This window comes from Priestia sp. USM5 (genome assembly GCF_058323215.1).
The window spans coordinates 419,396-445,806 of the sequence record NZ_JBSGKN010000001.1 but is presented as its reverse complement, the minus strand read 5'-3'; the positions used below and the strand labels follow the sequence as shown (position 1 = coordinate 445,806).

The window sequence follows — 26,411 nt, the reverse complement described above, 5'->3', positions numbered from 1 at the left end:
TTCTTTTTGTTTTGTTGTTTATAAGTCTTTCACTAATTAAGTATCATAATGTGTTCAACTTGATTATGCACCTTTTGTATAAAGAGTCATAATCAAATCGCCAATGCTAAGTTTTTGCTTAACATTGGCCATTATTACTTTTTCTCTTTTAACGTCTTATGTGCTTCTTCGACCACTTCACGCACAGTAAGCGGAGCTTGATTTTCACCAAGTTCACGCTCGCCTTTCCAGCTCAGATGAAGAAGAAATTCGATATTTCCATCTCCTCCTGTTATCGGTGAATACGACATGTTATATACATCGTATCCTTGACGAAGGGAGAAATCCACCATTCCTTGAAGGACTTCTTCATGCACTTTTGAGTCACGCACGATTCCTTTTTTCCCAACTTGCTCTCTTCCAGCCTCAAACTGTGGCTTAACAAGTGCAACAACATCGCTGTATGGAACAAGAAGTGTTTTTAACACAGGGAGAATGAGTCTTAAGGAAATAAACGATACATCAATAGAAGCGAATTCAGGCAAGCCTCTTGATAAATCAGCTGGTGTCACATAACGGAAATTTGTTCGTTCCATTACTTCTACTCGCTCATCTTGACGAAGCTTCCAAGCTAGCTGATTATAGCCTACGTCTAGCGCATAGGACATCTTCGCTCCATTTTGAAGCGCACAATCGGTAAAGCCTCCAGTAGAAGAACCAATATCAATCATGATTTTATCCGCTACATGGACATTAAATTCTTTAATCGCTTTTTCAAGCTTAAAGCCGCCTCTGCTGACGTAAGGCATCACTGCACCTTTAATTGTCAGCGGCGTATCGCGTTCAATTTTCTCTCCCGGCTTATCCAAACGGACTTCATTCGCATAAACAAGTCCTGCCATCACTGTACGCTTTGCTTTTTCTCTTGTTTCAATCAAACCTCGTTCTACTAATAATACATCTACTCGTTCTTTTTTTGTCACTTAACTTCAAGCCTCTTTTGTGTTGGTGTTACGAGTTTTTTAACTCGATTTATAATCTCTTCTTTGGTTAAGCCAATTTCTTCTAAAAGTTTTGTTACGCTGCCGTGCTCGATAAAGCGATCAGGAATACCCATACGTTCAACGCGAGTATTATAATAGCCGTGCTCTGATGCAAACTCTAACACCGCACTTCCAAAACCGCCTTGAAGTACCGCTTCTTCCACCGTAATCACAGGCTTATTCGTTTGGAAAATCTCGTGAAGCATTTTTTCATCCAGCGGTTTAATAAAACGAGCATTGACCACTTTGACGCTGATTCCTTGCTTCTCAAGTTCTGCTGCTGCATCCATCGCCATTGAAATCGTTGTACCAAACGTTAAAATGGTTGTATCCGAACCTTCTTTTAATACGTCCCATGTACCGATCGGAATGTTTTTCAGTTCTGAATCTAGTTCAACACCTAATCCGTTTCCTCTCGCATAGCGCATCGCAATCGGACCTTCTTCATAAGTCAAAGCAGTGTGAACCATGTGCTGACCTTCATTTTCGTCTTTTGGCATCATAATAACAAGGTTAGGCAAATGACGTAAAAACGCAATGTCAAATACCCCTTGGTGCGTTTCACCATCAGCACCTACTAGTCCAGCTCGATCAATCCCAATAAATACATTTAGCTTCTGACGGCAAATATCATGAACCACTTGATCGTATGCACGCTGTAAAAACGTCGAATAAATAGCTAAAAAGGGCTTCATATTTTGAGTTGCAAGACCAGCGGCCATTGTTGTTGCATGCTGCTCTGCAATCCCAACATCAAACATGCGATGCGGAAACTCTTTTTGAAACGCTTCAAGTTTTGAACCTACAGGCATTGCTGGCGTTACTGCTACGATACGCTCATCTTCCCTAGCCATTTTCAATACCGTATCACTTACTAATTTACTCCAAGCAATCGGAACATTTTTGTCTTTAATAAAGTCACCGGACTCAATTTTGTAAGGGCCTGTACCATGCCACGCTCCGCTTTTATCGCTTTCCGCTGGCAAGTACCCTTTCCCTTTTTTCGTAATCACATGAATCAGTACCGGTCCTTTTGTTTTCTTTGCATATTGTAACGTTTCCAATAAATCGTCATAGCTATGGCCGTCAACCGGTCCTAAATACGTAAAGCCAAGATCTTCAAAGAACATGCCTGACACAACCATGTACTTTAGGCCATCTTTTACACGTTCTGCCGTTGCCGCGAGCTTACCGCCTACCGCAGGCACTTTTTTCAGTAGAACTTCAAGCTCATCTTTTACCCAGTTGTATTTGCCCGCCGTGCGCAAACGCCCCAGAATGCTGTGTACAGCCCCGACGTTAGGAGCGATAGACATTTCATTGTCATTTAAAATAACGGTCATATCCGTTTGCTCGTGCCCGATGTGGTTAAGCGCTTCAAGAGCCATACCACCTGTTAAAGCTCCGTCACCAATGATAGGAACAATGTGAGCTTTTGTTTTTTGCAAATCTCTTGCAGCAGCCATTCCCATTGCGGCTGAAAGAGATGTAGAACTATGTCCCGTTTCCCATACATCATGCTCACTTTCATCTCGCTTTGGAAAGCCGCATAATCCTTTATATTGACGGATTGTATCAAACTCTCCCGCTCGTCCTGTTAAAATTTTATGGACATACGACTGATGCCCGACGTCCCATAAAAATTTATCTTTTGGACTGTCGAACACTTTATGGAGTGCAAGCGTTAACTCAACAACCCCTAAATTTGGCCCTATATGACCACCAGTTGCAGAAAGCTTTGTAATTAAAAAACGACGAATCTCTTCACTTAGTTCTTCTAATTGTGTTACTGACATTTTCTTTAAAAACTCAGGATTTTTTATCGTTGTAAGATCCAAGGTGGATCACTCACTTTCGTACTTGTTATAAAGTTACCTTAATACATTGTCTATTGTTTTATACGTATAGTCAATTTTTAGTATTTCCTTATTACTTACAATACCTTTGATATTCTATCAGTAAACCAGTGATATTCAAAGGAAAATAGTGAAAAAATAGCCGCTAACACAAATGTGATAACGGCCACCAAGATATTGTATATGTCTTTCAAACCTATGCACTACGCTTTTATACAGTAGTAAAATCATTATAGCATAGCCCCTATTGGGACTCAATCTTATTTTACTGTATCACTCAAAAAACCTGACAGAAATCGTCATTAACTATCACGTTTTGCTATATATAAACAAATTTCTTCTAGTAATCCGTGCTTAATTTGAGCTTGACGTAACGAGAGAAGTGCTTGTTCAACATGATACTGTAACTTTTCTTTGGCCGCTTCCATACCTAATAAAGAAGGATATGTCGTTTTTTCATTTTCTGTATCACTGCCAATTGGCTTTCCTAACTTTTCTTCAGACCCTTCCACATCCAAGATATCATCTTGAATTTGAAACGCTAACCCTACATGCTTACTGAATTCTTCTAATAATTCTTGCTGTAGAGGCGTAGCTTTTGCAAGAATTGCTCCTGCTTTTACACAGAATCCTAGCAGCTTCCCCGTTTTATGAAGATGAATATATTCAAGCTCATCTAGCGTGAGCTGCTTTTTTTCACCTTCCATATCTGCAACCTGTCCGCTGATCATACCTTCTGTTCCGCTTGCTTTTACCAGTTCTGTAATGAGCTGAAGTTTCATATGTGATGTAATTTCAGGATGTACCGCTTCAGAAATGAGCTGAAAGCTATTTGTTAAAAGAGCATCTCCAGCTAATATAGCCGTTGCTTCGCCGTACACCTTGTGATTTGTCGGTTTACCTCTTCTTAAGTCGTCATCATCCATACTAGGTAAATCATCATGAATGAGCGAATATGTATGAATCATTTCCACTGCACAGGCTGTTTCTAGTCCGATGCTCTCGTCTTTTCCAAATGCATGTAGCGTTGCAAACAACAGCACTGGGCGAAGTCGCTTTCCTCCTGCCGTAAGCGAGTAAAGCATGGATTCCTTTAAGTTAACCGGAGCATGTAATGCCTTTACCACTTCAGGCAAGCGTGTTTCTACTCGATCTTTTGTAAAAGAAATATACTCTTTTAAATTCATTTCATTCACCATCACTCTTCCTCCTGTACCGAGAATGGCTCAAGCGTTCCGTCTTCACGTAAAATAGTTTCCATTTGCTTTTCAATATGCTGAAGACGATCGTGACAGAATTTTGAAAGAGTCATTCCTTCTTGGAATTGTTGAATTGCTTCTTCTAAAGGCACGTCGCCTTCTTCTAGCTTGTTTACGATGGTTTCTAACTGCTCCATCGCCTCTTCAAACGTATACTCTTTATTTGTCGCCATTTTTCATCGCTCCTCTATTTTCGAAACTTCACACTGCAACTGTCCATCGGTCAAACGAACGTTTACCACATCACCTTTGGATACTTGTTTGGTTGATTTAATTAACTCTTTTTCTTTATCGTATACTAAGCTGTAGCCTCTTTCCATTGTTTTTAATGGACTAAGCGTATGTAATTTTGACGTTGCCGTGGCAAATAAAAGCTGTTTTTGCTTTAGCAGCTGCTGCATCTCTTTTGTCAGCATTTTCGTCAGCTGCTGTTGACGGTCTGCCGCTTTCGTTAACTGATGCTCGGGGTGATTGCGCAACAAAGCGGCTGTTAGCTGCTCGTAGTTCGTCCGTTTATGCTCAATGTACCTTCTACCTTCACGATAAAAACGCTCCATCAGCTGATCTAACTGCTGCTCTTTTTGCTCGACCAACTTTTGAGGGTAACGAAAAGCATATGATTTCTGAGATCGTTCAAGCCTGCGGCTACTAGACTGAAGCATCTCTTTCATCGAACGAAGAAGACGGATATTTCGCTGAGTCAATCTTTCTGTAATTTCACTGATATGAGGTACGGCCAGCTCCGCAGCACCCGTTGGAGTAGGGGCTCGCAAATCTGCTACAAAGTCTGCAATTGTAAAATCGGTTTCATGTCCAACCGCTGAAATAACGGGAATAGTAGAAGTGAAAATTGCACGAGCTACGCTTTCTTCGTTAAACGCCCAAAGCTCTTCAATTGACCCGCCGCCGCGGCCGACAATTAATACGTCTGCTTCTTTACGACGGTTTGCTTCTTCAATTGCCTTGATGATAGACGGTGCCGCATTCACTCCTTGAACAAGAGCGGGCATAACAATAATGTTCGCGTTATATCTGCGCTTTAATGTCGTAATAATATCACGTACGGCGGCTCCAGTAGGAGATGTAATCACACCTATTGTTGTTGGATACTTCGGAAGTTTTCGTTTTCTAGCATGATCAAACAAGCCTTCTTTTTCCAGCTTTTTTTTCAGCTGTTCGTAGGCCAAGTATAAGTTTCCAACGCCGTCAGGCTGCATTTCTTTTACGTACATTTGATAATTTCCGCTTGGTTCATAAACCGAAATTTCAGCTCGAATCAGTACATTCATTCCTTCTTCAGGCTGAAAATTAAGCTGACGGTTATGCCCAGCAAACATAACGGCTGCGATACGAGCATTTTGATCTTTTAAGGTGAAATACATATGTCCTCGACTATGACGTTTAAAGTTAGAAATTTCTCCTTTAATCCATACATCTTGCATGTGAGGGTCTACGTCAAACTTGCGCTTGATGTATCGTGTAAGAGCGGTAACGGTTAGATAACGCACTTCACTCATCATTTTGCCTCCTTTGCAGTCACCCTCTCCCCTTTATATAAAGGAGAGAAGCATTTTAGTCACTTGATTTGGCAAGATGAACGTTTATTTAGATAAAGTTGTTAACACTTTAGACAATACGCCGTTGATAAACTTGCTTGATTGATCATCGCCAAATGTTTTTGCTAATTCAATCGCTTCATTTAACGTAACGCTCGTAGGAATTTCTTCTTCATACTTCATTTCGTATACGGCAATACGCAGGATTACGCGGTCTACAGTAGCTACGCGGTCTAACGTCCATTTTTCTAAATGATTGCGTAAAAGTTCATCAATTTCTTGCTGATGCTCAACTACACCTAGCACAAGACTTTCTAAAAATTGATCAGACTTTTCGTTTTGTACAACATTTCCGATTGCCTCCATTGGCTCGGTTTGCCCTAAATCATGCTGAAATAGTGCTTGTAATGCTTTTTGGCGTGCTGTATGTCTTTTCATTATTTTTGCTCCTTTATTTATCTTCTTCAACTAGTATACCTAGATAATAGCATAGTTTATGAAACGATACTTGATTGTTCTTATACGAAGTTTGTAGAACACGAAAAAGACCGTCTTTATGACGAGACAGTCTTTTTCACTTTACCATAGCTTGTGTTGAAAAGGAACAAGTAATCATACGTTATTCCATTTTAGCAACAGCCGTTAGGTAAACGTTTGTTTTATTCAACTTCTTCAATATCAGTTTTTTGCGTATCAAACTGAATCCCTACGATATGAATGTTTACTTCATCGAGATCAATAGCTGTCATATTTTTAAGGGCTTGACGAATGTTATCTTGTACTTGCTGCGCTACGTTTGGAATAGATACACCAAACTTCATCATACAAAACACGTCTACTTTTATCCCGTTTTCTGTTAAGTCCACTTTTACACCTTTACCGTGGTTTTTCTTTCCTAGTTTCTCCACAACGCCAGCTGCAAAATTTCCTCTCATTGCAGAAACGCCTTCTACTTCAGAAGCAGCAATACCCGCAATGACTTCAATAACCTCAGGAGCAATTTCTACTTTGCCAAGAGAATTTGGGTGTTCTTCCATTTCTAATACATGATTTTCATTCATGTACAGCACCTCCTATAGTTTATATTATACTAAGAATTCATTACGTCATATAGCTCAAGAAACTTCGTGTTGAATTCACCGCTAACAAATTTTTCATGATTTAATAGCTTTTGGTGAAAAGGAATAGTGGTCGCAACGCCATCGATAACAAATTCATCTAACGCGCGCTTCATTCGTTCAATAGCTTCCTCACGAGTTGGCGCATGAACAATCAATTTAGCCACCATTGAATCATAGTAAGGTGGGATTGCATAGCCCGGGTATGCAGCAGAGTCTACGCGCACTCCGTAGCCACCTGGCGGCAAGTACATTTGAATCGTACCTGGTGATGGCATAAAGTTTTTCTCTGGGTTTTCTGCGTTGATTCGGCACTCAATTGCCCATCCGTTAAACGTCACTTCTTCTTGCGTAAACGGTAAAGTTTCACCATTTGCCACGTTGATTTGTTCTTTAATTAAGTCAACTCCTGTCACCATCTCTGTAACAGGATGTTCTACTTGGATACGCGTATTCATTTCCATGAAGTAAAATTTGTTTTCACGATAATCATAAATGAATTCCACGGTTCCGGCTCCTGTGTAATTAACGGCTTGAGCGGCTTTAACAGCAGCGTCGCCCATTAATTCACGCGTTTTTTCGTCCAACGCTGGAGAAGGCGTTTCTTCAATTAATTTTTGAAGACGGCGTTGAATCGAGCAATCACGCTCTCCTAAATGTACAGTATTTCCATGAGAATCAGCCAACACTTGGATCTCAACGTGACGGAAATCCTCAATGAACTTTTCAATGTACACACCAGGGTTACCGAAAGCTGTAGCAGCTTCTTGCTGCGTAATTGTAATACCTTTAATAAGCTCTTGTTCATTTTTCGCAACGCGGATTCCTTTTCCTCCGCCTCCTGCCGTTGCTTTAATAATAACAGGATAGCCAATATCATTAGCAATTGACATACCGTCTTCCACTGACTCTACAATTCCAGTGGAACCAGGAACAATTGGGACACCGGCTTCACGCATCGTTTCCCTCGCTACGTCTTTTGTTCCCATTTTGTTAATGGCCTCCGGACTTGGTCCTACAAATGTAACGTTACACTCTCTGCATAGCTCTGCAAAATCAGCGTTTTCAGCTAAAAAGCCGTATCCAGGGTGAATGGCGTCACAGCCCGTTAGCATCGCAACGCTCATAATATTTGTAAAGTTTAAATAGCTGTCTTTAGATGACGTTGGTCCAATACAATACGCTTCGTCTGCTAATTGTACATGCAAAGAGTCGCGATCAGCTTGAGAATGAACAGCTACTGATTCTACACCTAACTCTTTACACGCTCGAATAATTCGAACCGCAATTTCTCCTCGATTCGCAATTAATAGCTTTTTAATCATATTTACCGCTCCTTATTCAGGCTTTACTAAGAAAAGAGGTTGACCGTATTCTACAAGTTGTCCATTTTCAACTAATACGTCAACGATTTCACCTTTAACTTCTGCTTCGATTTCATTAAATAATTTCATTGCTTCTACGATACATACAACCGAATCTTTTTGTACTTTATCTCCAGGCGTTACGTATACATCTGATTCTGGCGATGATGACGCATAGAATGTCCCTACCATCGGAGATGTAATTTTATGTAAGCTTTCATCAACCGCTGGGGCCGCTTGTTCTTCTTTTGGTTGAGCAGACTGTGCTGCTGGGGCTGGCGCTGGAGCCGCTGCTGCCTGCGGTGCAGGTGCTGCTGCTTGTTCAGGTGCCGAAACCACTACTTGCTGCGCTTGTTTGGAAACAATTGCGTCTTTTTTCTTCATCTTGATTTTGGAGCCTTCGTGCTCATAGGTGAACTCCTCGATTGATGATTGATCAACTAGTTTAATGATCTCACGGATCTCTTGAATTTTTAACATATTGAACACTCCTACCTCATGAAAATAGAATTCTCTACAATGTTAATAATACGATAAATGGCTACAGCCATTCAATTCGTTTGGCAAACATTAAAAAGAAGTTCCACTTACTCTATAATAACTTTTTAGCGTTATTGTTTTATAAATGGAAACATAGCTTTACAGATGACAATACTTATGAAAACATTTGTCACCTAGTACTAATATAAGATTATGAAACCTATTATAACCGAAGTAAAAAAAGAAAGCCATGTTAAAATTTTTCCCGTCTCGCTTAGATTTTAGTCATTTCATAAAAAAAGAAGTGTAAACAACCCCAATTTGCGGCTGTTTTACACTTCTTTTATTCCCTTTATTTAGTTGGCTGAAACTCTACCGCTACTTCTTTTGGACCCATTTCTTTTTTGACTAGCTGAATGATTTGATTGGCTTTTGTTTTTGAGTGTTTTTCTGTCTTAACGGTAATTTGCACTTGTTTTCCATCTGCTCTTACTAGCGCGTCGCTGTATCCTTTTGCTTTAATTAATGTTTCGAGTGTTGCTTCTTTTTCCCCGAGCTTTGATAATTCATCGATTTTATCCATCGCTTTGCTTACTTCTGCAGGCGTTACATTTTTTGATGCCGCTACTTCCTGATACTCTTCTTTCAGCTGACTTCTTTCATCATTTAATTCCAAGCGGAGCGCCGTAAATAGCTCGTCGCTATCTGTGCTTGATACAACCGCTGATTCTTTTGCATTTTTAGCCGTTTCCTTTTTTACATCTTCTGCTGAGCCTTCAGTTTTTGAATCTTCTTTTGTTCCTGATTTCTCATCTGCCTGTTGTTTTGTATCTTCTGCAGGAGCCTTGTCATCAGCCTGTTTTTCGCTTTGTTTTTCATTGTCTACTAGCGCAACATTACTCTGAGGATTTTCTGGCGTTGTCATATAGTACACCGATAACACAACAACTAAACTTAACATTGTTAATAACCAAACCGTTTGCTTTTTTAATAACATATTCATTTCCCCCTCATCCTTTTTTCGCTAATACTGCTACTCTATGACTTGGTATATCGAGCGCTCTTGTCACGGCTTCAATAATAGATTTCTTTACCTCGATATTATCAGCTCCTTTAGCGACAACTAACACACCTCTGACTTTTGGCTTTTCGGTTTTGACTACAACAGGCTTTTCTTGTTCTCCACTTCTTACAATGACCAGCTGTTCATCTGTTGAGGAATCTTCAACTTTACGAGTCCCTCCTTCACGGTCCGTCTCGTTGGTCGTTTGCGATTTTGTCACGCTGTTTTTTTCATATATTTTGGATTCTGTTGCATCTAGGTTCACAATTACTTTTACCTTACTTACGCCTCTAACTTGATCTAAAATATCTTTCAATTCTTCCTCATACCGCTCTTCATAACCTGTCATCGTTGTTGTCTTTTTGGAGCTAAAAGCGGGAATATCTTGTGATACGGGTGGTGCGCTGGTTTCTTTGCTTGCACTCTTTAATAATCCGCCTGAATTCATAGATGTTGTGAGTGAGTTGCTAAATACCATAAAGATAACGCCTGCAGCTAGTAAAATACCTATATACATTAACTTTGAAGGTTTCTTCGTAGTTGATGACTGTTTAAGTGAAAAGAACCGCTGAAAAAATGATGGGTCACCTTTTTCTGGCTTTTGACTCATTTCGTGTCTCCCTCCTCCATATTCACAACAACTTGGCCTTGTTTTACATCCCATTTTGCTGCTAAATAGTTGGATAATTTCTTGGATTCTGTTGGTTTGTTTGTTTCGATCGGTGTGGAGGTATCAATAGAAATAACTTTCACAGCTGAAACAACCTCGGAATCACCCGATGCTTTTTTACTTACGGCAACTGAAATGGATTTAATATTATCAGCGGTAGGTTCGTCGTTCGGCTTTTTTGTTTCAATGTGAATTCGATCAATTGCTACACCATACTGATCCATCAACTCCTCTTTTACATCTGCCTCCATTTGGACAGCCATTTGTTCTAAAATATATGCACGTTGTGAAGCTTGTATTTCTTTTTTCTGATTTTCTATTGAATTTTCTACCTGTTGATCGGATCGAATAGATGATAAGCTAAGTGATTTCAGCATTTGATTAACATCCACTTTAAAAATTTGAAAAACGGGTGTAATAATAATCAGCATCAAAAGAAGTCCAACCACCAGCTTCGTATACTTTTGAAAACTAGAATTGGGCAACAGTAAATTAATAATGGTAGCTAATAAGATAAAAAGAACGATATTCGTAATCCACGTCGTTAAGGCCTGCAATTTCTTCACCTCACCATCATTGTGACGTTGCTCGCTGTAATGATGACCGTTAAACATAAGAAAAACATAAGCGAGACAACAGCAAGCGCCGCAAAAATATAGATGACGCTTTTGCTGATAATGCTCAAGCAGGAAATAACCGGTCCTCCTCCAATGGGTTGAAGAAGAGCTGCTGCTAGCTTATAGATAAAAGCGAGCGTTAACACTTTAATAGCCGGAAATGCGACGATTAACAGTAAGACTGCTACTCCAGCAATCCCTACTGAATTCTTTAATAGAAGCGAGGCACTGATGACTGTATCAGCCGCATCTGTGAACACACGTCCTACAACAGGTATAAAGTTCCCTGTGACGAACTTTGCCGTTCGAATCGTAATACCGTCAGCAACAGCTGATGTGGCACCTTGGACGGATAGCACACCTAAAAAAACAGTTAGGAATATTCCAAGCACGCCAATGCTTATATTTCTCAACAGCTGAGCAAGCTGTGTAACCTTATGCTCATCTGAAATCGTACTCACAATGCTAAGCAGTGCTGAAAGAAAAAGCAGCGGCATCACTACGTATTGAATAAGCAAACCGCTGGTGTTCATTAAAAACAAAATCATCGGATGAAAAAAGGCTGCCGATACAACTCCTCCTGATGATGCCATTAAGGCAAGCAACAGCGGCACCAGAGCTAAAATGAATTTGGTCATGGTCTCGATCGCTCCTGTTGCATAAGAAATAGCAATTTGAAAACTATTAAGAGCAATGATGATCAAAACCATATATACAAGCGCATACGCTACTTTACTTACGGTTTGCTGATTAAACGCACTTTGGAGCGTTTGCAAAAACACGCTAAAAACCGTTAGCATAATGAGTGTACCGAGGAGCTTTCCATTCGCTAATACTTCGTGAAATAAAAACTTTACAAGACCTCCTAGCCATTCTTTAAGAGAGAACTCTTTTTCTCCTTTTAAAAAATCGACTAAACTTCCCTTCTGACTCTCGGGTAAAAAGCCGCCGTATTGGGTAATAATATCGTCCCAAAACTGTTTGACTTCATCGATACCGAGCTTATCAATTTGTTCATTGACAAGTTCTTGCTGCTTCGGGGGTTCGGAAGCTTGTACATTTTCTGGAAAGAAAAAAAAGAGGAACAAAAGAAGAGCGAGTATATTCACTTTAAACGTCCACCGCTTCATTTCGTCACCTCATATTAAGTAAAATTAATTGGGCAGCATTGAAATAATCGTTTCAATAATGACCGTCAAAATAGGAATTGCCATGGAGAGAATCAGCACTTTTCCACCTAATTCAATTTTAGAAGCAATGGCACCTTGTCCTGCATCTTTCGTAATTTGAGCACCAAATTCGGCGATATAGGCAATACCAATGATTTTCAAAATGGTTTCCACATAAATCATGTTAACGTGAGCATTGATCGACAGCCGCTCGACCATCTTAATAATCTCGTAGATTTGATCAATTAAAAAAAGAAAGATCACGGATCCCACGAATACGACAAGTAAAAAAGCAATAGGTGATTTATGTTCTTTTAAAATGAGTGCCAAAAATGTCGCTACTAATCCTAAGCCCACAATTTGAAGCATTTCAATGGCAAATCACCCCTCTACCCTTGAAATAAAAAAACCGATTTGATTTTTTGAAATAAGTCCTCCACAATCGAAGCAACCATAAATAAAATATAAATAAAACCGATGAGGGTAACCCAATTCGCGTAATCTTTTTTTCCCATCTGTTCGAGTACGGTGACTAAAAAAGCTACGACGATACCAATCCCAGCAATCTGAAAAATGGTGTTCATATCAATTCCCACATTCAATCCTCCTCCATCGCTACATCAATAGGATGACCAGTAGCAATCCAGATAGAAAGCCTAAACTTTTAACCATTTTTTCATAGCGATTCTGCTTATCAACTGCATCTTGTTCTTCGCGTTCGAGATGGTTCAGCGTCAGCAAAATATGCTTTTGCTGCGAATAACGATCATGCTGACCAAGCGTTTCACCAAATTGTTTTAAGATTTCCAGTTCTCCTGTTTTAAGTGCGGTTTGTTTCCAAAATTGGTCCAACGTCTTTTCCCAAGCTTCCTTGACACTTTCAGTACCTTCTTTTAATTTCATTGAAAACTCACTAAATAAAGAAGCTAAAGGGTTAGGAAGCTGTAGAGATAACAAATGAGCAACTTCTTGAAGAGGCCGGTTGCTATACATAATTTCCGCTTCTAACGACCGAAGAGCCGTTTTTAATTGCCTGAGCTGCCTAGGTCTTTCGCTAAGCTGCTTTGCAAACTCAAATCCTGTGTAAGTGGAAGCAAATAAGATAAAGATGGCACCAAACAGTTTCATACACCATCACCCTTTACTATTTTCAATAAGCGACTTTTCAGCGGTCAATTTCATGGAGTTATAATGCTCATCATAGATAGCCTGAAGTGTTCCAGGACCTCGGCTGTTCGATAGCACAACATACCTTTTAAATACGTGAAGTTTCATTAAAGCTTGCAAAGTGGGACGCTTCATTAAATCGTCAATGTCATACCCATGAACAGTCATAATGACACGAACACCAGCATTAACGGCTTCAAGTACGGCCTTACAATCTTCTTCACTTCCAACTTCATCCACGATCAGTACATCGGGACTCATGGAGCGAATCATCATCATCATGCCTTCAGCTTTCGGACAGCTATCTAATAAATCCATTCTAGATCCGAATGTATGCTGAGGAACCCCTTTAACAGCCCCAGCAATTTCTGATCGTTCATCTACAATCCCTACTTTAAACGGAGGAATCTTAGAGCGCTCTATGCCAGTGCTTATTACTCTGGCTAAATCACGAATCATGGTTGTTTTTCCTGTTTGAGGAGGTCCTATAATGACCGTACTTTGCCAATAGCGATTGTATAAAAAAGGAATAAGCTGATTCGAAATGCCAATCTTTTGTTTAGCAATCCGGATATTAAAGGATGATACATCACGAATCACACGAACCTGTCCATTTTCCGTTACAACTTTTCCCGCTAGTCCAACCCGGTGTCCACCTTCAATGGTGACATATCCTTTTTTTAATTCTTCTTCAATCATATAAATCGAAAACTGGCTTAGTTTATTTAAGATAAATAAAGCATCTTCTGCACTTGGAAGATACGATTCGAAATAAGGCTGATTGTTGATTGTAAATTCGACAGGTCTTCCTATGCGCACTCGAATTTCTTCTAGCACATGAGAATGGTTTGTGACATAAAATTCAACAGTCTTTTTTAAATTAGGCGGAAAAATTGCAAGTATTTCGTTTAACATATTCATCCCCTCATATTTGAACTCACTTCAATGTATTATGAGCTTGACCATTTTATGCCTACCTTTTATTTAAAAACACCGATTAAAATGAAGAGCACTCCTATTACAATCATGATTAATTTTCCAAAAGATAATTGATCTGCTACGGACACTAAACCAATGGTGAAAGAACTCACCATTACAATCGGACCAACAAGCGCTAGCATTCCATTAATCATTAACGCTTTTTTCACATCATTGTTTGTGACAATTAAAATAGCGGCAATAAACTCAATAAATGAAGAAATAAATCGAAGGCACGCCATCGTTAATACCGTACCGTTTAAATGATCCAACCACTGCTTCATAAGCCCCTCCTATATCTCTGCGTTGTTTAGTACAACCTATGCAAAATAAGGAAGGGTTAGCACAAAAAAACACACAAAAAAGGCAGAGAATCATTCTCTGCCTTTTTCGTGTGTTTGCAGCTTGCTTACACGACCGAATTACGCGCGTGATACGTAGCTGCTGTCTGTTGTGTTAATAATTAATACGTCGCCTTCATTTACGAAGAAAGGAACGTTTACTGTTAAACCAGTTTCAACAGTTGCTGGTTTTGTACCGCCAGAAGCTGTGTCACCTTTAATACCAGGTTCAGTTTCTGTTACTTTAAGCTCAACTGTGTTTGGAAGTTCAACACCTAATGTCTCACCTTGATACATCATAATTGCGACTTCCATATTTTCTTTTAAGAATTTTAGCTCATATTCAATTGCACTCGCCGGAAGCTCTAATTGCTCATAAGACTGGTTGTCCATGAATACGTGCTGATCGCCGCTTGCATATAGATATTGCATTTTACGATTATCAATTTGAGCTTTTCCTACCTTTTCACCTGCACGGAACGTTTTTTCTTGCACAGCTCCTGTACGAAGGTTACGTAGTTTTGAGCGAACGAATGCAGCGCCTTTACCAGGCTTTACGTGTTGGAAATCCATTACACGCCAAATACCCCCGTCTACTTCTACTGTCAAACCTGTACGAAAATCATTTACTGAAATCATGAAGAAATCCTCCTACATTTTATAAAATAATGAACTCTTTTGATGAGTGCGATAATGCCTCATTACCTTCTGCTGTGACGACCGTATCATCTTCAATACGAACGCCCCCTAAGTCTGGTATGTAAATACCTGGTTCAACGGTTACAATCATACCTGGCTGCAGTACATCTGTAGATTTCACAGAAAGCGATGGGCCTTCGTGTACTTCTAACCCTACGCCGTGACCGGTCGAATGTCCAAAATACTGGCCGTATCCGTGTTCTGTAATATAATCACGCGTTAGCGCATCTGCTTCTTTACCCGTCATACCTGCTTTGATACCGTTCATTCCGTTAAGCTCTGCTTGCAGTACGACATTATAAATTTCTTTTAGCTTATCACTTACTTCACCGACGGCAAATGTTCGTGTGATATCTGAACAGTAACCATTATAGTATGCGCCAAAATCAAGCGTTACAAGTTCGCCTTTTTCAATTACTTTGTCAGAAGCAACACCATGCGGTAAAGCCCCCCGATGCCCTGAAGCAACAATTGTATCAAAAGATGAAGATGTTGCGCCTTGTTTTCTCATAAAGAACTCCAGTTCATTCGATACTTGAAGCTCTGTTAAACCAGGACGAACAAAGGTTAAAATATGTTCATATGCTGCATCTGCTATTTTTGCAGCTTCCTTTAATATCTTAATCTCTGAGTCACTCTTTATCAAGCGTAAGTTTTCGATTGCGTGCGAGATTGGAACAAGTTCCGCGCCGATATGCTTATCAAATAATTGATGCTGTCCATATGTAACATAATTCTGTTCAAAACCAAGCTTTTTAATTCCAAATTGTTTCACTACATTCGCTACTTCTTCTACAATAGGACCCTTGTGCTGAACGATATCAAAACCTTCTGTTTGACTAGTTGCTTGTTCAACATAACGAAAATCTGTTACAAATGCCGCTTTGTCTTCAGAAATGATAACGACACCAGCAGATCCTGTAAAATTGGTCATATAGCGTCTGTTATATTCACTTGTAACGACAACACCGTCTACATTCAACTTTGAAAACTGTTCGCGTAGTTTTTCGATTTTCATTTTATTTCCCCCTTAATTGTAAAAGTGCCTGCAGAGCAAGCTCGTATCCGTATAAACCTAACCCGACAATTTGACCATGCGTAACAGGTGCCGTCACCGAATGGTGGCGAAACTCTTCACGCTTATGTACGTTCGAAATATGCACTTCAATAACAGGAACAGATATACTGGCAATCGCATCTCGAATGGCATAACTGTAGTGAGTAAAAGCACCAGGATTGATCATAATCCCATCAAACTTCTCATCCGCTTCGTGAATCCAGTCGATAATTACACCTTCGTGATTAGACTGTACGCACTCAACTTCTACCCCATGGTCTCTGCCTGCTCGCTGAAGCTTCTCTTCAAGATTTTGAAGATTATCTGTCCCATATACCGCTGGTTCGCGTACGCCTAAACGGTTTAAATTAGGACCGTTTATTACTAAAATCTTATTCATCTTATTTCAACACTCTCCCCTACTACGAACCCTTTATGCAGCTCACTTGTGTGAATTCACACTTTATTTTTCTTTTTAAATCATTATATAGAATATATTAGCATACGTTGGAACATTCACACTACTTATTCGCCGTTTGAAAATCTGTAGATTCATCTTTTGTTTGAAGCTCTGCCGCTTCAAAAGAAATGGAATATCCGATGAATACACCATATAAAATATAAATACAGAGGGATGAAATAATTGTGTTAGCTGGAAGCTCTCCAATTGTTTTCAAGTTAGGAAAGAGCGGATTCAAAACAACGAATACGATTGCCCACCATAATAAGCCGTAAGCAAAACCTATCCAAATTGTTTTAAACTTCTTTAATAGGACGTAGTATAACAACCCGACAACAATAGATAATACCCCTATGAGAAAAATACTGACGATAACACCTATTCCTTTATCCTTCCAATTACCTAATGCCCATGGATCTAAAAGCATATTTGGATTGATAACACTAAAGCTAAACAGATAATTTAAATAGCCAATAAAGCTCCAGAAAACCCCTCCAAAAAAGGAAATAAAGATGGCTTTAAATAAAAAAGATATTTCCTGTTTATGCGTAGGTTGGTTATCCTGTTTTTTTTCATGCTGTTCTTTAGGTTCTGACATATTAATCACCTCTTGATGTAGTATGAACTTTTTTCTCATTTCCTACCGACTCATTTCTAAGTTTTTACGTTTATTACTCTTCCTATACGCAAGAAGGGCGCCTGATATCGCAGAGACATTTTAAAACTACTTCGCACAGAGTTTCATAAACAAATTTTATAAATGAAAGGAAAAAAATTCATATGAAGGGTGTGGAGATGAAAAATATTGGCTAAACTAGATAACATGCATCCGCCTAGAGGTTTATTTGATTTTGCTGTAGAATATAAAATACTAAGAAGTCTAGTCTAGTTAAGTTAGGTTGGTGCCTGAAATGTCTAAATTACAAAAACCTGCGTATGGTGGTCAAGCCGTTATAGAAGGTGTCATGTTCGGTGGCAAACGTATGATGGTGACGGCTATTCGCCGCAAAGATCAATCTATTGATTATTTTCATTCAAAAAGAAAATCAAATTCCGTACTCACTGCTTTAAAAAAAATTCCTTTTTTACGAGGAATTGCTGCTATTGTTGAAGCCAGTGCAAACGGTACGCAGCACTTGAACTTTTCCTCTGAACGCTATGACGTGAATCCAGAAGATGATGCTCAAGTAGCAGCAGAACAACAAAAAGAGAAAAAAGAATCAAAACTATCTTTAATATTTGGCGTTGCAACTATTGGTGTAATATCCTTTCTTTTCGGGAAAGTACTATTTACATTGATTCCTGTGTTTTTAGCACAATTGACACGTCCTGTTTTCACTTCAAGTGTAGCTCAAGTTTTTATTGAAGGAGTATTTAAACTATTATTGCTCCTTGGCTATATTTATGTGATTTCACAAACGCCACTTATTAAACAGGTGTTTCAATATCATGGAGCAGAACACAAGGTCATTAATGCATATGAAAACAATGCTGAACTTACGGTAGAAGCCGTTCAAGCACAATCTCGACTTCATTATCGCTGCGGAAGTAGCTTTATCCTCTTTACCGTAGTTGTAGGAATGTTTGTCTACCTACTAGTTCCAACGGATCCTCTTTGGTTACGAATTGTGGATCGCCTTGCATTAATTCCAGTTGTCCTTGGTTTATCATTTGAAGTGTTACAGTTAACCAATAAAGTTCGTCATGTCCCTCTTCTTCGCTTTTTAGGTTATCCCGGTTTATGGCTTCAGCTTTTAACAACCAAAGAACCAAAAGATGATCAAGTTGAAGTTGCGATTGCTTCATTTAAAGAACTTTTACGCGTTGAAAATGAACTTTCTTCTACCACTGACGAACAAGTTGTCTAATCCACACCGTTTTGCTTTCTTTTTTTACTATTTTAGGAGGTGAACAAAATGAGACGTCCATTCGTGAAACCACTTGTATATGGTCTAATCGGGTTAGGAGTCATTGGCTTTGCATTTACGTTGATTACAGATCCAGCTGTTTTATTACGTCAAGCAGGTTATATTTTTCTGTTTATCATTTTGTTTTACTTAGTTTATCGGTTTATTCTCCGCCCTTCTCAGACAAAAGGTCAAGATAGAGGCTATGTGCGCGCAGTAAAGCAATCGAAACTGCGTCAAAAAGAAAAAGAGCGAGGAAGCAACAAAGTTGATATGCATACGTACCGAAGCTCAAATAAGCGCCCGGTATCCAAATCAACGAAACCGCTAAAGAAAAAGAAAAACAACTCACACTTGACCGTCATCGAAGGTAAAAAAGGAAAAAAGAAAAATAGAGCATTCTTTTAAAAAAACAAGGAGAAAAGCCTCCTTGTTTTTTTAATAGCACCATTTTTTCAAAAATGCCCTTGTACGCTTTTTGCCAAACGCAATCAGCTCTTCCTTCCGTTCTTCTGTGAGGGTAAATTCTGTCGCAAAAACTTGATTAACAGGTAAAAAGATAATATTTTTTTCGTGACGTTTTGAAATATGTCTTGCATCGTGCGCATCTTTCATCGTCTCAAAAAGCGCACTGAATAAACCAACGGCATTTTTAATTTTATTCCGTTCTCTCTCTTCGTCCTTCGGACTCAGCTTCACACCAATTACCGGTCGTTTCTTCAAACTTTTATCATCATCAAATAAAAAAATTGGAAAGTTGCTTAACACTCCCCCGTCGACTATTAAACTGCTTGGAGTAGATTTTAATTTAACCGGCTCAAAAAAATATGGAATGCTGCAGCTCATCCGAACGGCTCTTGCTACAGAAAAACGATTCGGATCAATGTGATATTTAGGCAAATCATCTGGAAGAACAAGCATCGTACTGTTGGTCAAATCTGACGCAATAATACGCAGCGACTGATCAGGCAAATCAGCAAATGTACGAATTCCTCTGCTCCGCAACTTCTCAGCAATCCACTTTTCAAGCCTTTCTCCTTTATATAATCCCATTTTCCAATATAAAAACAGCCATTTTGTCAAGCTCGATGGTAAAAAGGACATTCTTTGATCTAGGAAAGAAGATAACTCAATTTCATTCATCATTTCAACGATTTCTTCACTTGTATAACCAGCTGCTACAAATGCACAAATAATGGAACCCGCACTCGTTCCCGCTAACCGCCGAAAAATAAAGCCTTTTTCTTCTAGAGCTTGTAACGCACCAATCAGTGCAAGCCCTTTAATACCGCCACCTGAAAATACTCCGTCGACGTACACAGCCTCTCCTCCAAACTACCTACTCTACATTTGTAGTCGACTCAGCAACAAGTTATGATAAAAAGAAAAAAAGCAGTGACGCTATTGGCCGCTGCTTTTTCCTTATAATTTTTGCTCTTCTTCATTTCGTTTCTGTACATTGCGAAGATCTTGAATACGGTTATGATTTTCTTCAAAGTATTGAACCAAGTCCCCAATTCGATCAATGGAATTCCAGCTTAAATGATGTTCAATTCCTTCTACGTCATCATAAATATTCTTCTCATCCACGCCAATGATTCGCAATAGCTGCTCTAAGAGCTCGTGGCGATAAACAAGACGTTTTCCAATCTTCTGTCCCTTAGCTGTTAAAACAAGGCCTCGATATTTTTCATAAATTAAGTACTCATCTTTGTCTAGTTTTTGAACCATCTTTGTTACAGATGAGGGGTGAACCGCCAATGCATCAGCAATATCAGACACTCGAGCGTATCCTTTATCTTCAATTAGCATATATATTTGTTCAATATAATCTTCCATACTCGGTGTAGGCATGAAATCTCCCCCAATTAATATTATGTATTGCTAATAATAAGTCATAAATGTCTGTTTCTTATAGTGATATCGTGTTCATGTTTGATAATCTATGTGAAAAAAACGTGTAAATAAAGCGATGTCATAAGATAAAACTGGATAAAAGACATTCAATTAAAATCATACTACAATGCTTATACAAATACAAGAACCGTTCTCTCCCGCTTCTTATTTATGCCCCATTTTCATACATAATAAAAGCCGACTCACTTGAGTCAGCTTTTACTAGTCAATCATGATTAAAAATTAAAGGCCGCATTTCAGCTGTGCACCACAGTTTGTACATGTGTTGCATCCGCCCATTTCCTCTACCGTTCCTTGACGGCAAACCGGACACGTATTACCTACTTCAGAACCGATTGTTACATCAGTTGAACGAATTTCATTAATTGTATCAACTAACACAACGTGTGGTTTTGTTTCTTCTTTTGGCACTTCAATTTCTTCATCAAATGTATTTTCTTCTGCTTTTAGCGTTAAGACTTGTGCATCACGGCTTCCGTCTACGTACACCGTACCGCCTTTTGCTCCGCCTTTATACAGACGCTCGTACACTTTTTGAACTTGCTCTACCGTGTAACCACGAGGAGCGTTTACTGTTTTACTAATTGAGCTATCAATCCAGCGCTGAATCACACATTGCACGTCCGCGTGAGCTTGTGGTGCAAGTTCCATAGCTGAAATGAACCATTCAGGAAGATTGTTTGGATCTGCTTCTGGATGCTGATCTAAATACTCTTGAACGATATCAGCTTTCACTTCAATAAACTTACCTAAACGACCGCTTCGGAAGTATGAGAATGAGAAATAAGGTTCAAGACCCGTTGATACTCCAACCATCGTTCCAGTACTGCCTGTTGGCGCTACTGTTAATAAATGAGAGTTTCGGATACCGTGCTCTTTAATGTTTTCACGAATATCTTCAGGCATTTTTTTCATGAAGCCTGTATTTGTGAATGCTTCACGTAAAGAAGCCGTTTCAGCATCTGTTTCGCCCACTAAGAACGGGAAGCTTCCTTTTTCTTTTCCAAGCTCTACAGACGCGCGGTAAGCCGTCGTGGCAATTGTTTCAAACACTTTATCTACTAACTCATTGCCTTTGTCAGAGCCGTATTCTGTTTCACAATAAATAAGAAGATCGTGAAGACCCATTACACCAAGACCAACGCGGCGTTCGCCAAGCGCTTGCTTTTGGTTCTCTTCTAAGAAATAAGGAGTTGCATCAATAACGTTATCTTGCATTCTAACGCCCGTTTCAACCGTTTGACGTAGCTTTTCAAAGTTAACTGTTTTTGTTTCTTTATCTGCCATTTGCGCTAAGTTAACAGCAGCTAAGTTACAAACAGAGAATGGTGCAAGTGGTTGTTCACCACATGGATTCGTTGCAACAACGTGCTGACCATATGCTTGAGCATTTGTCATGTCATTGGCATTGTCGAAGAAGAAAATGCCTGGTTCAGCTGAGTACGTTGCACAAATATTAATTAAGTTCCATAGCTCTTTTGCACGGATAGTACGGTACGTACGAACTTTGTTTCCTTGTTTTGCCCACTCGCGCACGTCGCCTACTTCGTGCCAGTTTTCATTGTAGTTAGCCATTTCTTCTTTTGAATAGCTTTCTACGTCTGGGAAGCGAAGTTCGTATTCACCGTCGTTTTCAACAGCATCCATAAAATCTTTTGTTAAGCATACAGAAATGTTTGCTCCTGTTAAAAACTCTGAGTTATGAACGCTGTACGTTCCGCCTGTTTGCAGCTTTTCTTCTGCATCTTTAATGATTTTTTCATTAAATCCACCAAGACCAGGAATTTGTTTATAGTTAATGATTCCTTGGTACATTGCTTCTTCAGACTCTGTTAGCGGCGTGAACTTCAATTTATCTTGAGCGTGCTTTTTAATCATTTCGTCATTTGTGTTTTCAATTAAGAAACGTAAAATGCGAGGGTTTTGCATTTTAGAAATAATAAATTCTACAATGTCAGGATGCCAGTCGGCAAGCATGATCATTTGGGCCCCCAATTTGTTACTCTTCGTTAAGAAGGGTACGGTCATTTCTGCCGTACTCTTACACTTTCATGTAAGATCAGACTATATCATCAAAGAAGAAAATTTCTCATATTTTCGATTCAGTTTAATGGTTCCATGTTTGTATAGTTCTTTTCCAAGTAGTTTAATTTCTTTAATACTGCTAAGGTATAAGTCACAACAGCCCTGTTTTTGTGTAATACAGTTAACATTTACTGCAAATCCCTTTGACTTAAGAAATACTAGGATTTCTTTTAGCATCTTAGAGTTTCCTGTGAAGCCTATTCTCGCTTTTTGATACCCATTTCTTTCATAAACTCTGATATGACCATCTGCATCAAAGAATCCTCGTAAGTATGCCCATTGTAATTCCTCATTTTCAAAATCGATCCACTTTTCAAAGCCTGTTTTTTTAGGGCCGACTCCTAACATTATTAAGTCATTACACATTTTAGTTGAATTGATGGTTAATGAATATTTATTCTGTTCGTTGCTAGCATTTCTTTTTCTGAATTTGATAGCATCCTCTATATTCAATTCTTCACTGATATCCTGTAGTAATTGTTTATCTTGCTCCGCTAGAACTAGGACCAACCTTTTCGACTTCTTTCTGTCGAAAACTGTTCCATCTCCAGTGATGTAACCTACTACATAAGCTTGATTAGGCGTGAGGATATTTTCAAAATAATCTTCATTATATCTATAGATTTTATTTTTTAATTTCCCTGCTTCGCCTGGTGTTCTAGCTTCAAAAAAGTGAAGTTCATCATTCCATCTTTTAATCGTGTTTCGTGCTATACCTAACATTTTTGATATATCTACTTGGCTATAACCTTGATCATGTAACTTGATAACTGATTTTATGATTTCTTCTTTGTCTCGTGCCCCATAGCGACGTTGCCGTTTGCTATGGTTTACTCCTTCCTTTGCTTCCATCATAACACCTACTTTATTCACTAAAGTTTTATTGCATTAGAACTTTTAGGAAGTTTCAATAGTCGTTGAACCTTTATCTTCGTTTCCAAAGACACTTGGCTGCTGATTGCCCAATCTTTCCTCTTTTCTAACCATCACGCTCATCGTTGCCGATCACGTTGTGGTGAAGAAAGCTCTAAGGGTGTTCCAGCAATTCACGAGATTACGTCGCCGGTTTGTTAACGACGTGACCCACCTTGCTCAACAAGATGCGTCAGTTTAGCAATATCATCTAACCATGAAACCGAACCAGATGATTTGCCGTTTACACCGCGAGCCAGCGTGTTGCGCGGGCGAAGAGTTGAACCATTCGTTCCAACACCGCCTCCGCGGCTCATGATTTCCATTACTTGTTTGCGGTGTTCTGAAATACCTTCACGTGAATCTTTTACATAAGGCATTACGTAACAGTTAAAGTACGTTACGTCCGTGTCAGCACCTGCACCGTAAAGAACGCGGCCAGCTGGTACAAAGTTTAGCTGAACAAGCTCTTGATAGAACTTTTCAAACCACTCTTTGCGCTTTTCTTCTGTTTTTTCCACAGAAGCTAAGCCTGTTGCATTACGTTTTGCAATTTGCTCATAGAAGACCTCTAGAGGTTTTTCAATAACATCTAAAGAACGAGTAATTAACCCATTTTCTGCTTCTTCAGGTGATAAAGCTCCTCTAAACTCATCTTCTACCTTGACAACAGCGGTTTTTTGCTCAAAATTAATGCTTTCCACATAGCCAAGTCCTCGTGCTGGAAATTTTGGGTCTTCTTTTACAGTTAGAACAACAAAATCTCCTTCTGATAACGTTAATTTTTCCGTATCTTTAAACGCATAGCGGTCTAACATTACCAATCTTGAAACACCTTTATGAGTTAACTTCATATCCGGTGTAATCGGATGTACTTGCGGAAAGCGTTCAATATCTGAATTGAGCTTTTCAACATTCATATTCACTTTTTGATTTAACAAAACAGTCATTCTCACAACTCCTTACCTATCGAACATCTATAAATTTATTAACTCTATTTCCTTTTAAAGGAAATAGAGTTTTTCAATCAACTATCAATAACTTACCACACGGCTTGGACGAATTCAATATATAGTATTTGACACTTCTCCAAACATCTACATATAGAAGGGTGTCAAGTGAAATATTTTTTTTTTCGTAAAAAAAGTGTTTGACTTTTCTTCCCTATATATTCTATTAGCCAAGCATTGTTTCTAAAAATTCCAATAAAAAGTGCAACTTATAAGAAGTTGCACTTTTATCTATTTACCATCCGCATTCGTTTAGCGCTTAAAGTTCCACTCATCCGATCCGTACTTTGTGCGCGCTAGTTCTTCTACATATGCTTCCTCTTCTTCAGACAGTGTATACGGTTCTAAATCGATATCAAGAGCAGAAGCAAATCCTTTATAAAACGCTTCTTTTGCTTCTTCGATAGAAATTTTGCGGCCCGCAATTGCATTGATCGCTACGGCTTTAGAACGAAATGCGCGCTGCATTCTTTCTTTCACGCGGTCATTTGGATAATTAAACACGCTGAATAATTTATCTTCATCAATCTCTAACAGAATAGAGCCGTGCTGTAGAATAACTCCTTTTTGTCTAGTTTGGGCACTTCCAGCAATTTTGCGGCCCTCTACAACAAGTTCATACCAAGAAGGAGCATCAAAGCATACGGACGAACGAGGGTTTTTTAAGCTATTTTTTTCTTCTTCTGAACGAGGAATAGCAAAATAAGCCTCGAGCCCTAACGAACGAAATCCTTCCAGTAAACCTTCAGAGATGACGCGATATGCCTCTGTAACTGTCTTAGGCATATTAGGATACTCTTCAGATACAATGACGCTGTAAGTAAGCTCTTCATCATGAAGCACGCCCCTGCCGCCCGTTGGACGTCTCACAAAGCCTAATCCTAATTCTTTTACTTTATCAAAGTTAATTTCTTTTTCAGCTTTTTGAAAATAACCGATCGACAGCGTTGGAGGGTTCCATCCGTAAAAACGAATCGTAGGTGGAATTTCCCCTTTACTATGCCATTCTAATAACGCTTCATCTAACGCCATATTGTAATAAGGCGAACGGTTGTTGGAATCAATAAATCTCCACTTTGCTTTCATCTACCTCATCCTCAGCTATATGTAATATAAAAAATAAATCCGTTTTTTAGTCTACCAAAAGATTGAGCTAAGGAAAAGCAAAGAGCAACATAAAACTGCGAATTCAAATGTGGTAGTTTTTTCATTTTCGGGAAGAAATCCGCTAGATTCAAGGCAAAATCGCTTTACTTCTAATTTCATTCACTTATATAATAAGAGTATGGATTTTGTCGAAGAAAGGAAGAATCAGCATGTCAGCAATTACAGCAGTACTCATTTTACTTGGAGTAATCATCATATACTCTGTCGTTATGTTCTTTATCCAACGTCGCATTATGAAAACGTTAACTGAAGAAGAATTCCGCAGCGGCTACCGCAAGGCACAGCTAGTTGATATTCGTGAACCGAATGAATTCGAAAACGGACATATTTTAGGCGCACGAAATATTCCGCTGTCACAGTTCCGTATGCGCATTAAAGAATTTCGTTCAGATCAGCCTGTCTACATCTATTGTCAAAGCGGAATGCGCACAGGACGCGCAGCACAAATGCTTCGTCGCCACGGTGTTAAAGAAATCTATGATTTAAAAGGCGGCTTCAAAATGTGGAACGGTAAAGTGAAAAAGAAAAAATAATGGT

The 26,411-nt window shown here is 39.1% G+C and carries 29 protein-coding genes and 2 pseudogenes; 3 read left to right on the top strand and 28 right to left on the bottom strand.

Annotated elements, in window-relative coordinates; genetic code table 11:
- Nucleotides 1-134: 134 nt before the first annotated feature.
- From ACWATA_RS02330 to ACWATA_RS02225, 22 genes are all read right to left on the bottom strand, one after another.
- Complete coding sequence (locus tag ACWATA_RS02330) at nucleotides 135-962, bottom strand: TlyA family RNA methyltransferase (RefSeq protein ID WP_028411589.1); 828 nt, start codon at nucleotides 960-962, stop codon at nucleotides 135-137.
- Nucleotides 959-2,860 (bottom strand): 1-deoxy-D-xylulose-5-phosphate synthase, encoded by a 1,902-nt coding sequence (gene dxs / locus ACWATA_RS02325; RefSeq protein WP_028411590.1) that lies wholly within the window; start codon nucleotides 2,858-2,860, stop codon nucleotides 959-961. Before dxs ends, ACWATA_RS02330 begins: the two co-directional genes overlap by 4 nt.
- A gap of 320 nt (nucleotides 2,861-3,180) precedes the next feature.
- Nucleotides 3,181-4,077 carry a polyprenyl synthetase family protein gene (locus tag ACWATA_RS02320; protein WP_028411591.1) on the bottom strand — a complete coding sequence of 299 codons (897 nt, stop codon included), beginning with the start codon at nucleotides 4,075-4,077 and terminating at the stop codon, nucleotides 3,181-3,183.
- The gene (locus ACWATA_RS02315; protein WP_013059140.1) at nucleotides 4,077-4,310 is read right to left on the bottom strand and encodes an exodeoxyribonuclease VII small subunit; all 234 of its coding nucleotides are present in this window, start codon (nucleotides 4,308-4,310) and stop codon (nucleotides 4,077-4,079) included. Before ACWATA_RS02315 ends, ACWATA_RS02320 begins: the two co-directional genes overlap by 1 nt.
- 3 nt (nucleotides 4,311-4,313) lie before the next feature.
- Entirely contained in the window at nucleotides 4,314-5,654 is a 1,341-nt protein-coding gene (xseA, locus tag ACWATA_RS02310) for an exodeoxyribonuclease VII large subunit (protein ID WP_034271010.1), read from the bottom strand.
- An 84-nt stretch (nucleotides 5,655-5,738) separates the two neighbouring features.
- The gene (gene nusB / locus ACWATA_RS02305) at nucleotides 5,739-6,131 is read right to left on the bottom strand and encodes a transcription antitermination factor NusB (protein ID WP_013059142.1); all 393 of its coding nucleotides are present in this window, start codon (nucleotides 6,129-6,131) and stop codon (nucleotides 5,739-5,741) included.
- Nucleotides 6,132-6,352: 221 nt separating this feature from the next.
- Nucleotides 6,353-6,754: an Asp23/Gls24 family envelope stress response protein gene (locus tag ACWATA_RS02300; protein WP_013059143.1), complete on the bottom strand. Its 402-nt coding sequence runs from the start codon at nucleotides 6,752-6,754 to the stop codon at nucleotides 6,353-6,355.
- A gap of 29 nt (nucleotides 6,755-6,783) precedes the next feature.
- Nucleotides 6,784-8,136 carry an acetyl-CoA carboxylase biotin carboxylase subunit gene (gene accC / locus ACWATA_RS02295; RefSeq protein ID WP_028411593.1) on the bottom strand — a complete coding sequence of 451 codons (1,353 nt, stop codon included), beginning with the start codon at nucleotides 8,134-8,136 and terminating at the stop codon, nucleotides 6,784-6,786.
- Nucleotides 8,137-8,148: 12 nt separating this feature from the next.
- On the bottom strand, nucleotides 8,149-8,655 hold the full coding sequence (gene accB, locus ACWATA_RS02290) for an acetyl-CoA carboxylase biotin carboxyl carrier protein (RefSeq protein ID WP_013059145.1): 507 nt from the start codon (nucleotides 8,653-8,655) through the stop codon (nucleotides 8,149-8,151).
- A gap of 352 nt (nucleotides 8,656-9,007) precedes the next feature.
- Nucleotides 9,008-9,658 carry a SpoIIIAH-like family protein gene (locus ACWATA_RS02285; protein ID WP_223268967.1) on the bottom strand — a complete coding sequence of 217 codons (651 nt, stop codon included), beginning with the start codon at nucleotides 9,656-9,658 and terminating at the stop codon, nucleotides 9,008-9,010.
- A 7-nt stretch (nucleotides 9,659-9,665) separates the two neighbouring features.
- Complete coding sequence (gene spoIIIAG, locus ACWATA_RS02280) at nucleotides 9,666-10,328, bottom strand: stage III sporulation protein AG (RefSeq protein WP_028411595.1); 663 nt, start codon at nucleotides 10,326-10,328, stop codon at nucleotides 9,666-9,668.
- Entirely contained in the window at nucleotides 10,325-10,954 is a 630-nt protein-coding gene (gene spoIIIAF / locus ACWATA_RS02275) for a stage III sporulation protein AF (protein WP_224980536.1), read from the bottom strand. The genes spoIIIAG and spoIIIAF overlap by 4 nt, the downstream gene beginning before the upstream one ends.
- Nucleotides 10,951-12,135 carry a stage III sporulation protein AE gene (spoIIIAE, locus tag ACWATA_RS02270; RefSeq protein WP_013059149.1) on the bottom strand — a complete coding sequence of 395 codons (1,185 nt, stop codon included), beginning with the start codon at nucleotides 12,133-12,135 and terminating at the stop codon, nucleotides 10,951-10,953. The genes spoIIIAF and spoIIIAE overlap by 4 nt, the downstream gene beginning before the upstream one ends.
- A gap of 24 nt (nucleotides 12,136-12,159) precedes the next feature.
- On the bottom strand, nucleotides 12,160-12,543 hold the full coding sequence (spoIIIAD, locus tag ACWATA_RS02265) for a stage III sporulation protein AD (protein ID WP_013059150.1): 384 nt from the start codon (nucleotides 12,541-12,543) through the stop codon (nucleotides 12,160-12,162).
- Nucleotides 12,544-12,563: 20 nt separating this feature from the next.
- The gene (spoIIIAC, locus tag ACWATA_RS02260; RefSeq protein WP_013059151.1) at nucleotides 12,564-12,770 is read right to left on the bottom strand and encodes a stage III sporulation protein AC; all 207 of its coding nucleotides are present in this window, start codon (nucleotides 12,768-12,770) and stop codon (nucleotides 12,564-12,566) included.
- A gap of 19 nt (nucleotides 12,771-12,789) precedes the next feature.
- Nucleotides 12,790-13,302, bottom strand: a complete 513-nt coding sequence (gene spoIIIAB, locus ACWATA_RS02255; protein ID WP_028411597.1) for a stage III sporulation protein SpoIIIAB — start codon at nucleotides 13,300-13,302, stop codon at nucleotides 12,790-12,792.
- A 6-nt stretch (nucleotides 13,303-13,308) separates the two neighbouring features.
- On the bottom strand, nucleotides 13,309-14,256 hold the full coding sequence (spoIIIAA, locus tag ACWATA_RS02250; protein WP_274862995.1) for a stage III sporulation protein AA: 948 nt from the start codon (nucleotides 14,254-14,256) through the stop codon (nucleotides 13,309-13,311).
- A 65-nt stretch (nucleotides 14,257-14,321) separates the two neighbouring features.
- Nucleotides 14,322-14,603 carry a YqhV family protein gene (locus ACWATA_RS02245; RefSeq protein ID WP_028411599.1) on the bottom strand — a complete coding sequence of 94 codons (282 nt, stop codon included), beginning with the start codon at nucleotides 14,601-14,603 and terminating at the stop codon, nucleotides 14,322-14,324.
- A 138-nt stretch (nucleotides 14,604-14,741) separates the two neighbouring features.
- Nucleotides 14,742-15,299 carry an elongation factor P gene (efp, locus tag ACWATA_RS02240; RefSeq protein WP_013059155.1) on the bottom strand — a complete coding sequence of 186 codons (558 nt, stop codon included), beginning with the start codon at nucleotides 15,297-15,299 and terminating at the stop codon, nucleotides 14,742-14,744.
- A 19-nt stretch (nucleotides 15,300-15,318) separates the two neighbouring features.
- Entirely contained in the window at nucleotides 15,319-16,377 is a 1,059-nt protein-coding gene (locus ACWATA_RS02235; protein ID WP_033579709.1) for a M24 family metallopeptidase, read from the bottom strand.
- A 1-nt stretch (nucleotide 16,378) separates the two neighbouring features.
- The gene (gene aroQ / locus ACWATA_RS02230) at nucleotides 16,379-16,816 is read right to left on the bottom strand and encodes a type II 3-dehydroquinate dehydratase (RefSeq protein WP_013059157.1); all 438 of its coding nucleotides are present in this window, start codon (nucleotides 16,814-16,816) and stop codon (nucleotides 16,379-16,381) included.
- 121 nt (nucleotides 16,817-16,937) lie between these two features.
- Nucleotides 16,938-17,474 carry a YqhR family membrane protein gene (locus tag ACWATA_RS02225; protein WP_033579707.1) on the bottom strand — a complete coding sequence of 179 codons (537 nt, stop codon included), beginning with the start codon at nucleotides 17,472-17,474 and terminating at the stop codon, nucleotides 16,938-16,940.
- A 313-nt stretch (nucleotides 17,475-17,787) separates the two neighbouring features.
- Here ACWATA_RS02225 and ACWATA_RS02220 point away from each other — a divergent pair, with 313 nt between their 5' ends.
- Both ACWATA_RS02220 and ACWATA_RS02215 read left to right on the top strand, forming a co-directional pair.
- Nucleotides 17,788-18,744 (top strand): DUF1385 domain-containing protein, encoded by a 957-nt coding sequence (locus tag ACWATA_RS02220; RefSeq protein ID WP_275036493.1) that lies wholly within the window; start codon nucleotides 17,788-17,790, stop codon nucleotides 18,742-18,744.
- A gap of 48 nt (nucleotides 18,745-18,792) precedes the next feature.
- On the top strand, nucleotides 18,793-19,191 hold the full coding sequence (locus ACWATA_RS02215; protein WP_013059160.1) for an SA1362 family protein: 399 nt from the start codon (nucleotides 18,793-18,795) through the stop codon (nucleotides 19,189-19,191).
- A gap of 30 nt (nucleotides 19,192-19,221) precedes the next feature.
- Here ACWATA_RS02215 and ACWATA_RS02210 read toward each other — a convergent pair whose 3' ends face one another.
- From ACWATA_RS02210 to ACWATA_RS02185, 6 genes and pseudogenes are all read right to left on the bottom strand, one after another.
- Nucleotides 19,222-20,103 (bottom strand): patatin-like phospholipase family protein, encoded by an 882-nt coding sequence (locus tag ACWATA_RS02210; protein WP_028411603.1) that lies wholly within the window; start codon nucleotides 20,101-20,103, stop codon nucleotides 19,222-19,224.
- Between the two features lie 102 nt (nucleotides 20,104-20,205).
- Nucleotides 20,206-20,637: a transcriptional regulator MntR gene (gene mntR, locus ACWATA_RS02205; protein ID WP_013085004.1), complete on the bottom strand. Its 432-nt coding sequence runs from the start codon at nucleotides 20,635-20,637 to the stop codon at nucleotides 20,206-20,208.
- A 285-nt stretch (nucleotides 20,638-20,922) separates the two neighbouring features.
- A pseudogene (locus tag ACWATA_RS02200) lies at nucleotides 20,923-22,701 on the bottom strand (vitamin B12-dependent ribonucleotide reductase); the annotation flags it as partial.
- Nucleotides 22,702-22,764: 63 nt separating this feature from the next.
- On the bottom strand, nucleotides 22,765-23,637 hold the full coding sequence (locus tag ACWATA_RS02195; protein WP_257041533.1) for an LAGLIDADG family homing endonuclease: 873 nt from the start codon (nucleotides 23,635-23,637) through the stop codon (nucleotides 22,765-22,767).
- Between the two features lie 221 nt (nucleotides 23,638-23,858).
- Nucleotides 23,859-24,647: pseudogene (locus ACWATA_RS02190) on the bottom strand (ribonucleotide reductase N-terminal alpha domain-containing protein); the annotation flags it as partial.
- A 312-nt stretch (nucleotides 24,648-24,959) separates the two neighbouring features.
- A complete protein-coding gene (locus tag ACWATA_RS02185) occupies nucleotides 24,960-25,793 on the bottom strand; it encodes a lipoate--protein ligase family protein (RefSeq protein WP_013085005.1) in 834 nt (277 codons plus the stop codon).
- Between the two features lie 230 nt (nucleotides 25,794-26,023).
- On the opposite strand from ACWATA_RS02185, the gene ACWATA_RS02180 reads away from it, so the two are divergent.
- Nucleotides 26,024-26,407, top strand: coding sequence for a rhodanese-like domain-containing protein (locus tag ACWATA_RS02180; RefSeq protein WP_034271027.1), 384 nt, complete (start codon nucleotides 26,024-26,026; stop codon nucleotides 26,405-26,407).
- The last annotated feature ends 4 nt before the right edge of the window (nucleotides 26,408-26,411 follow it).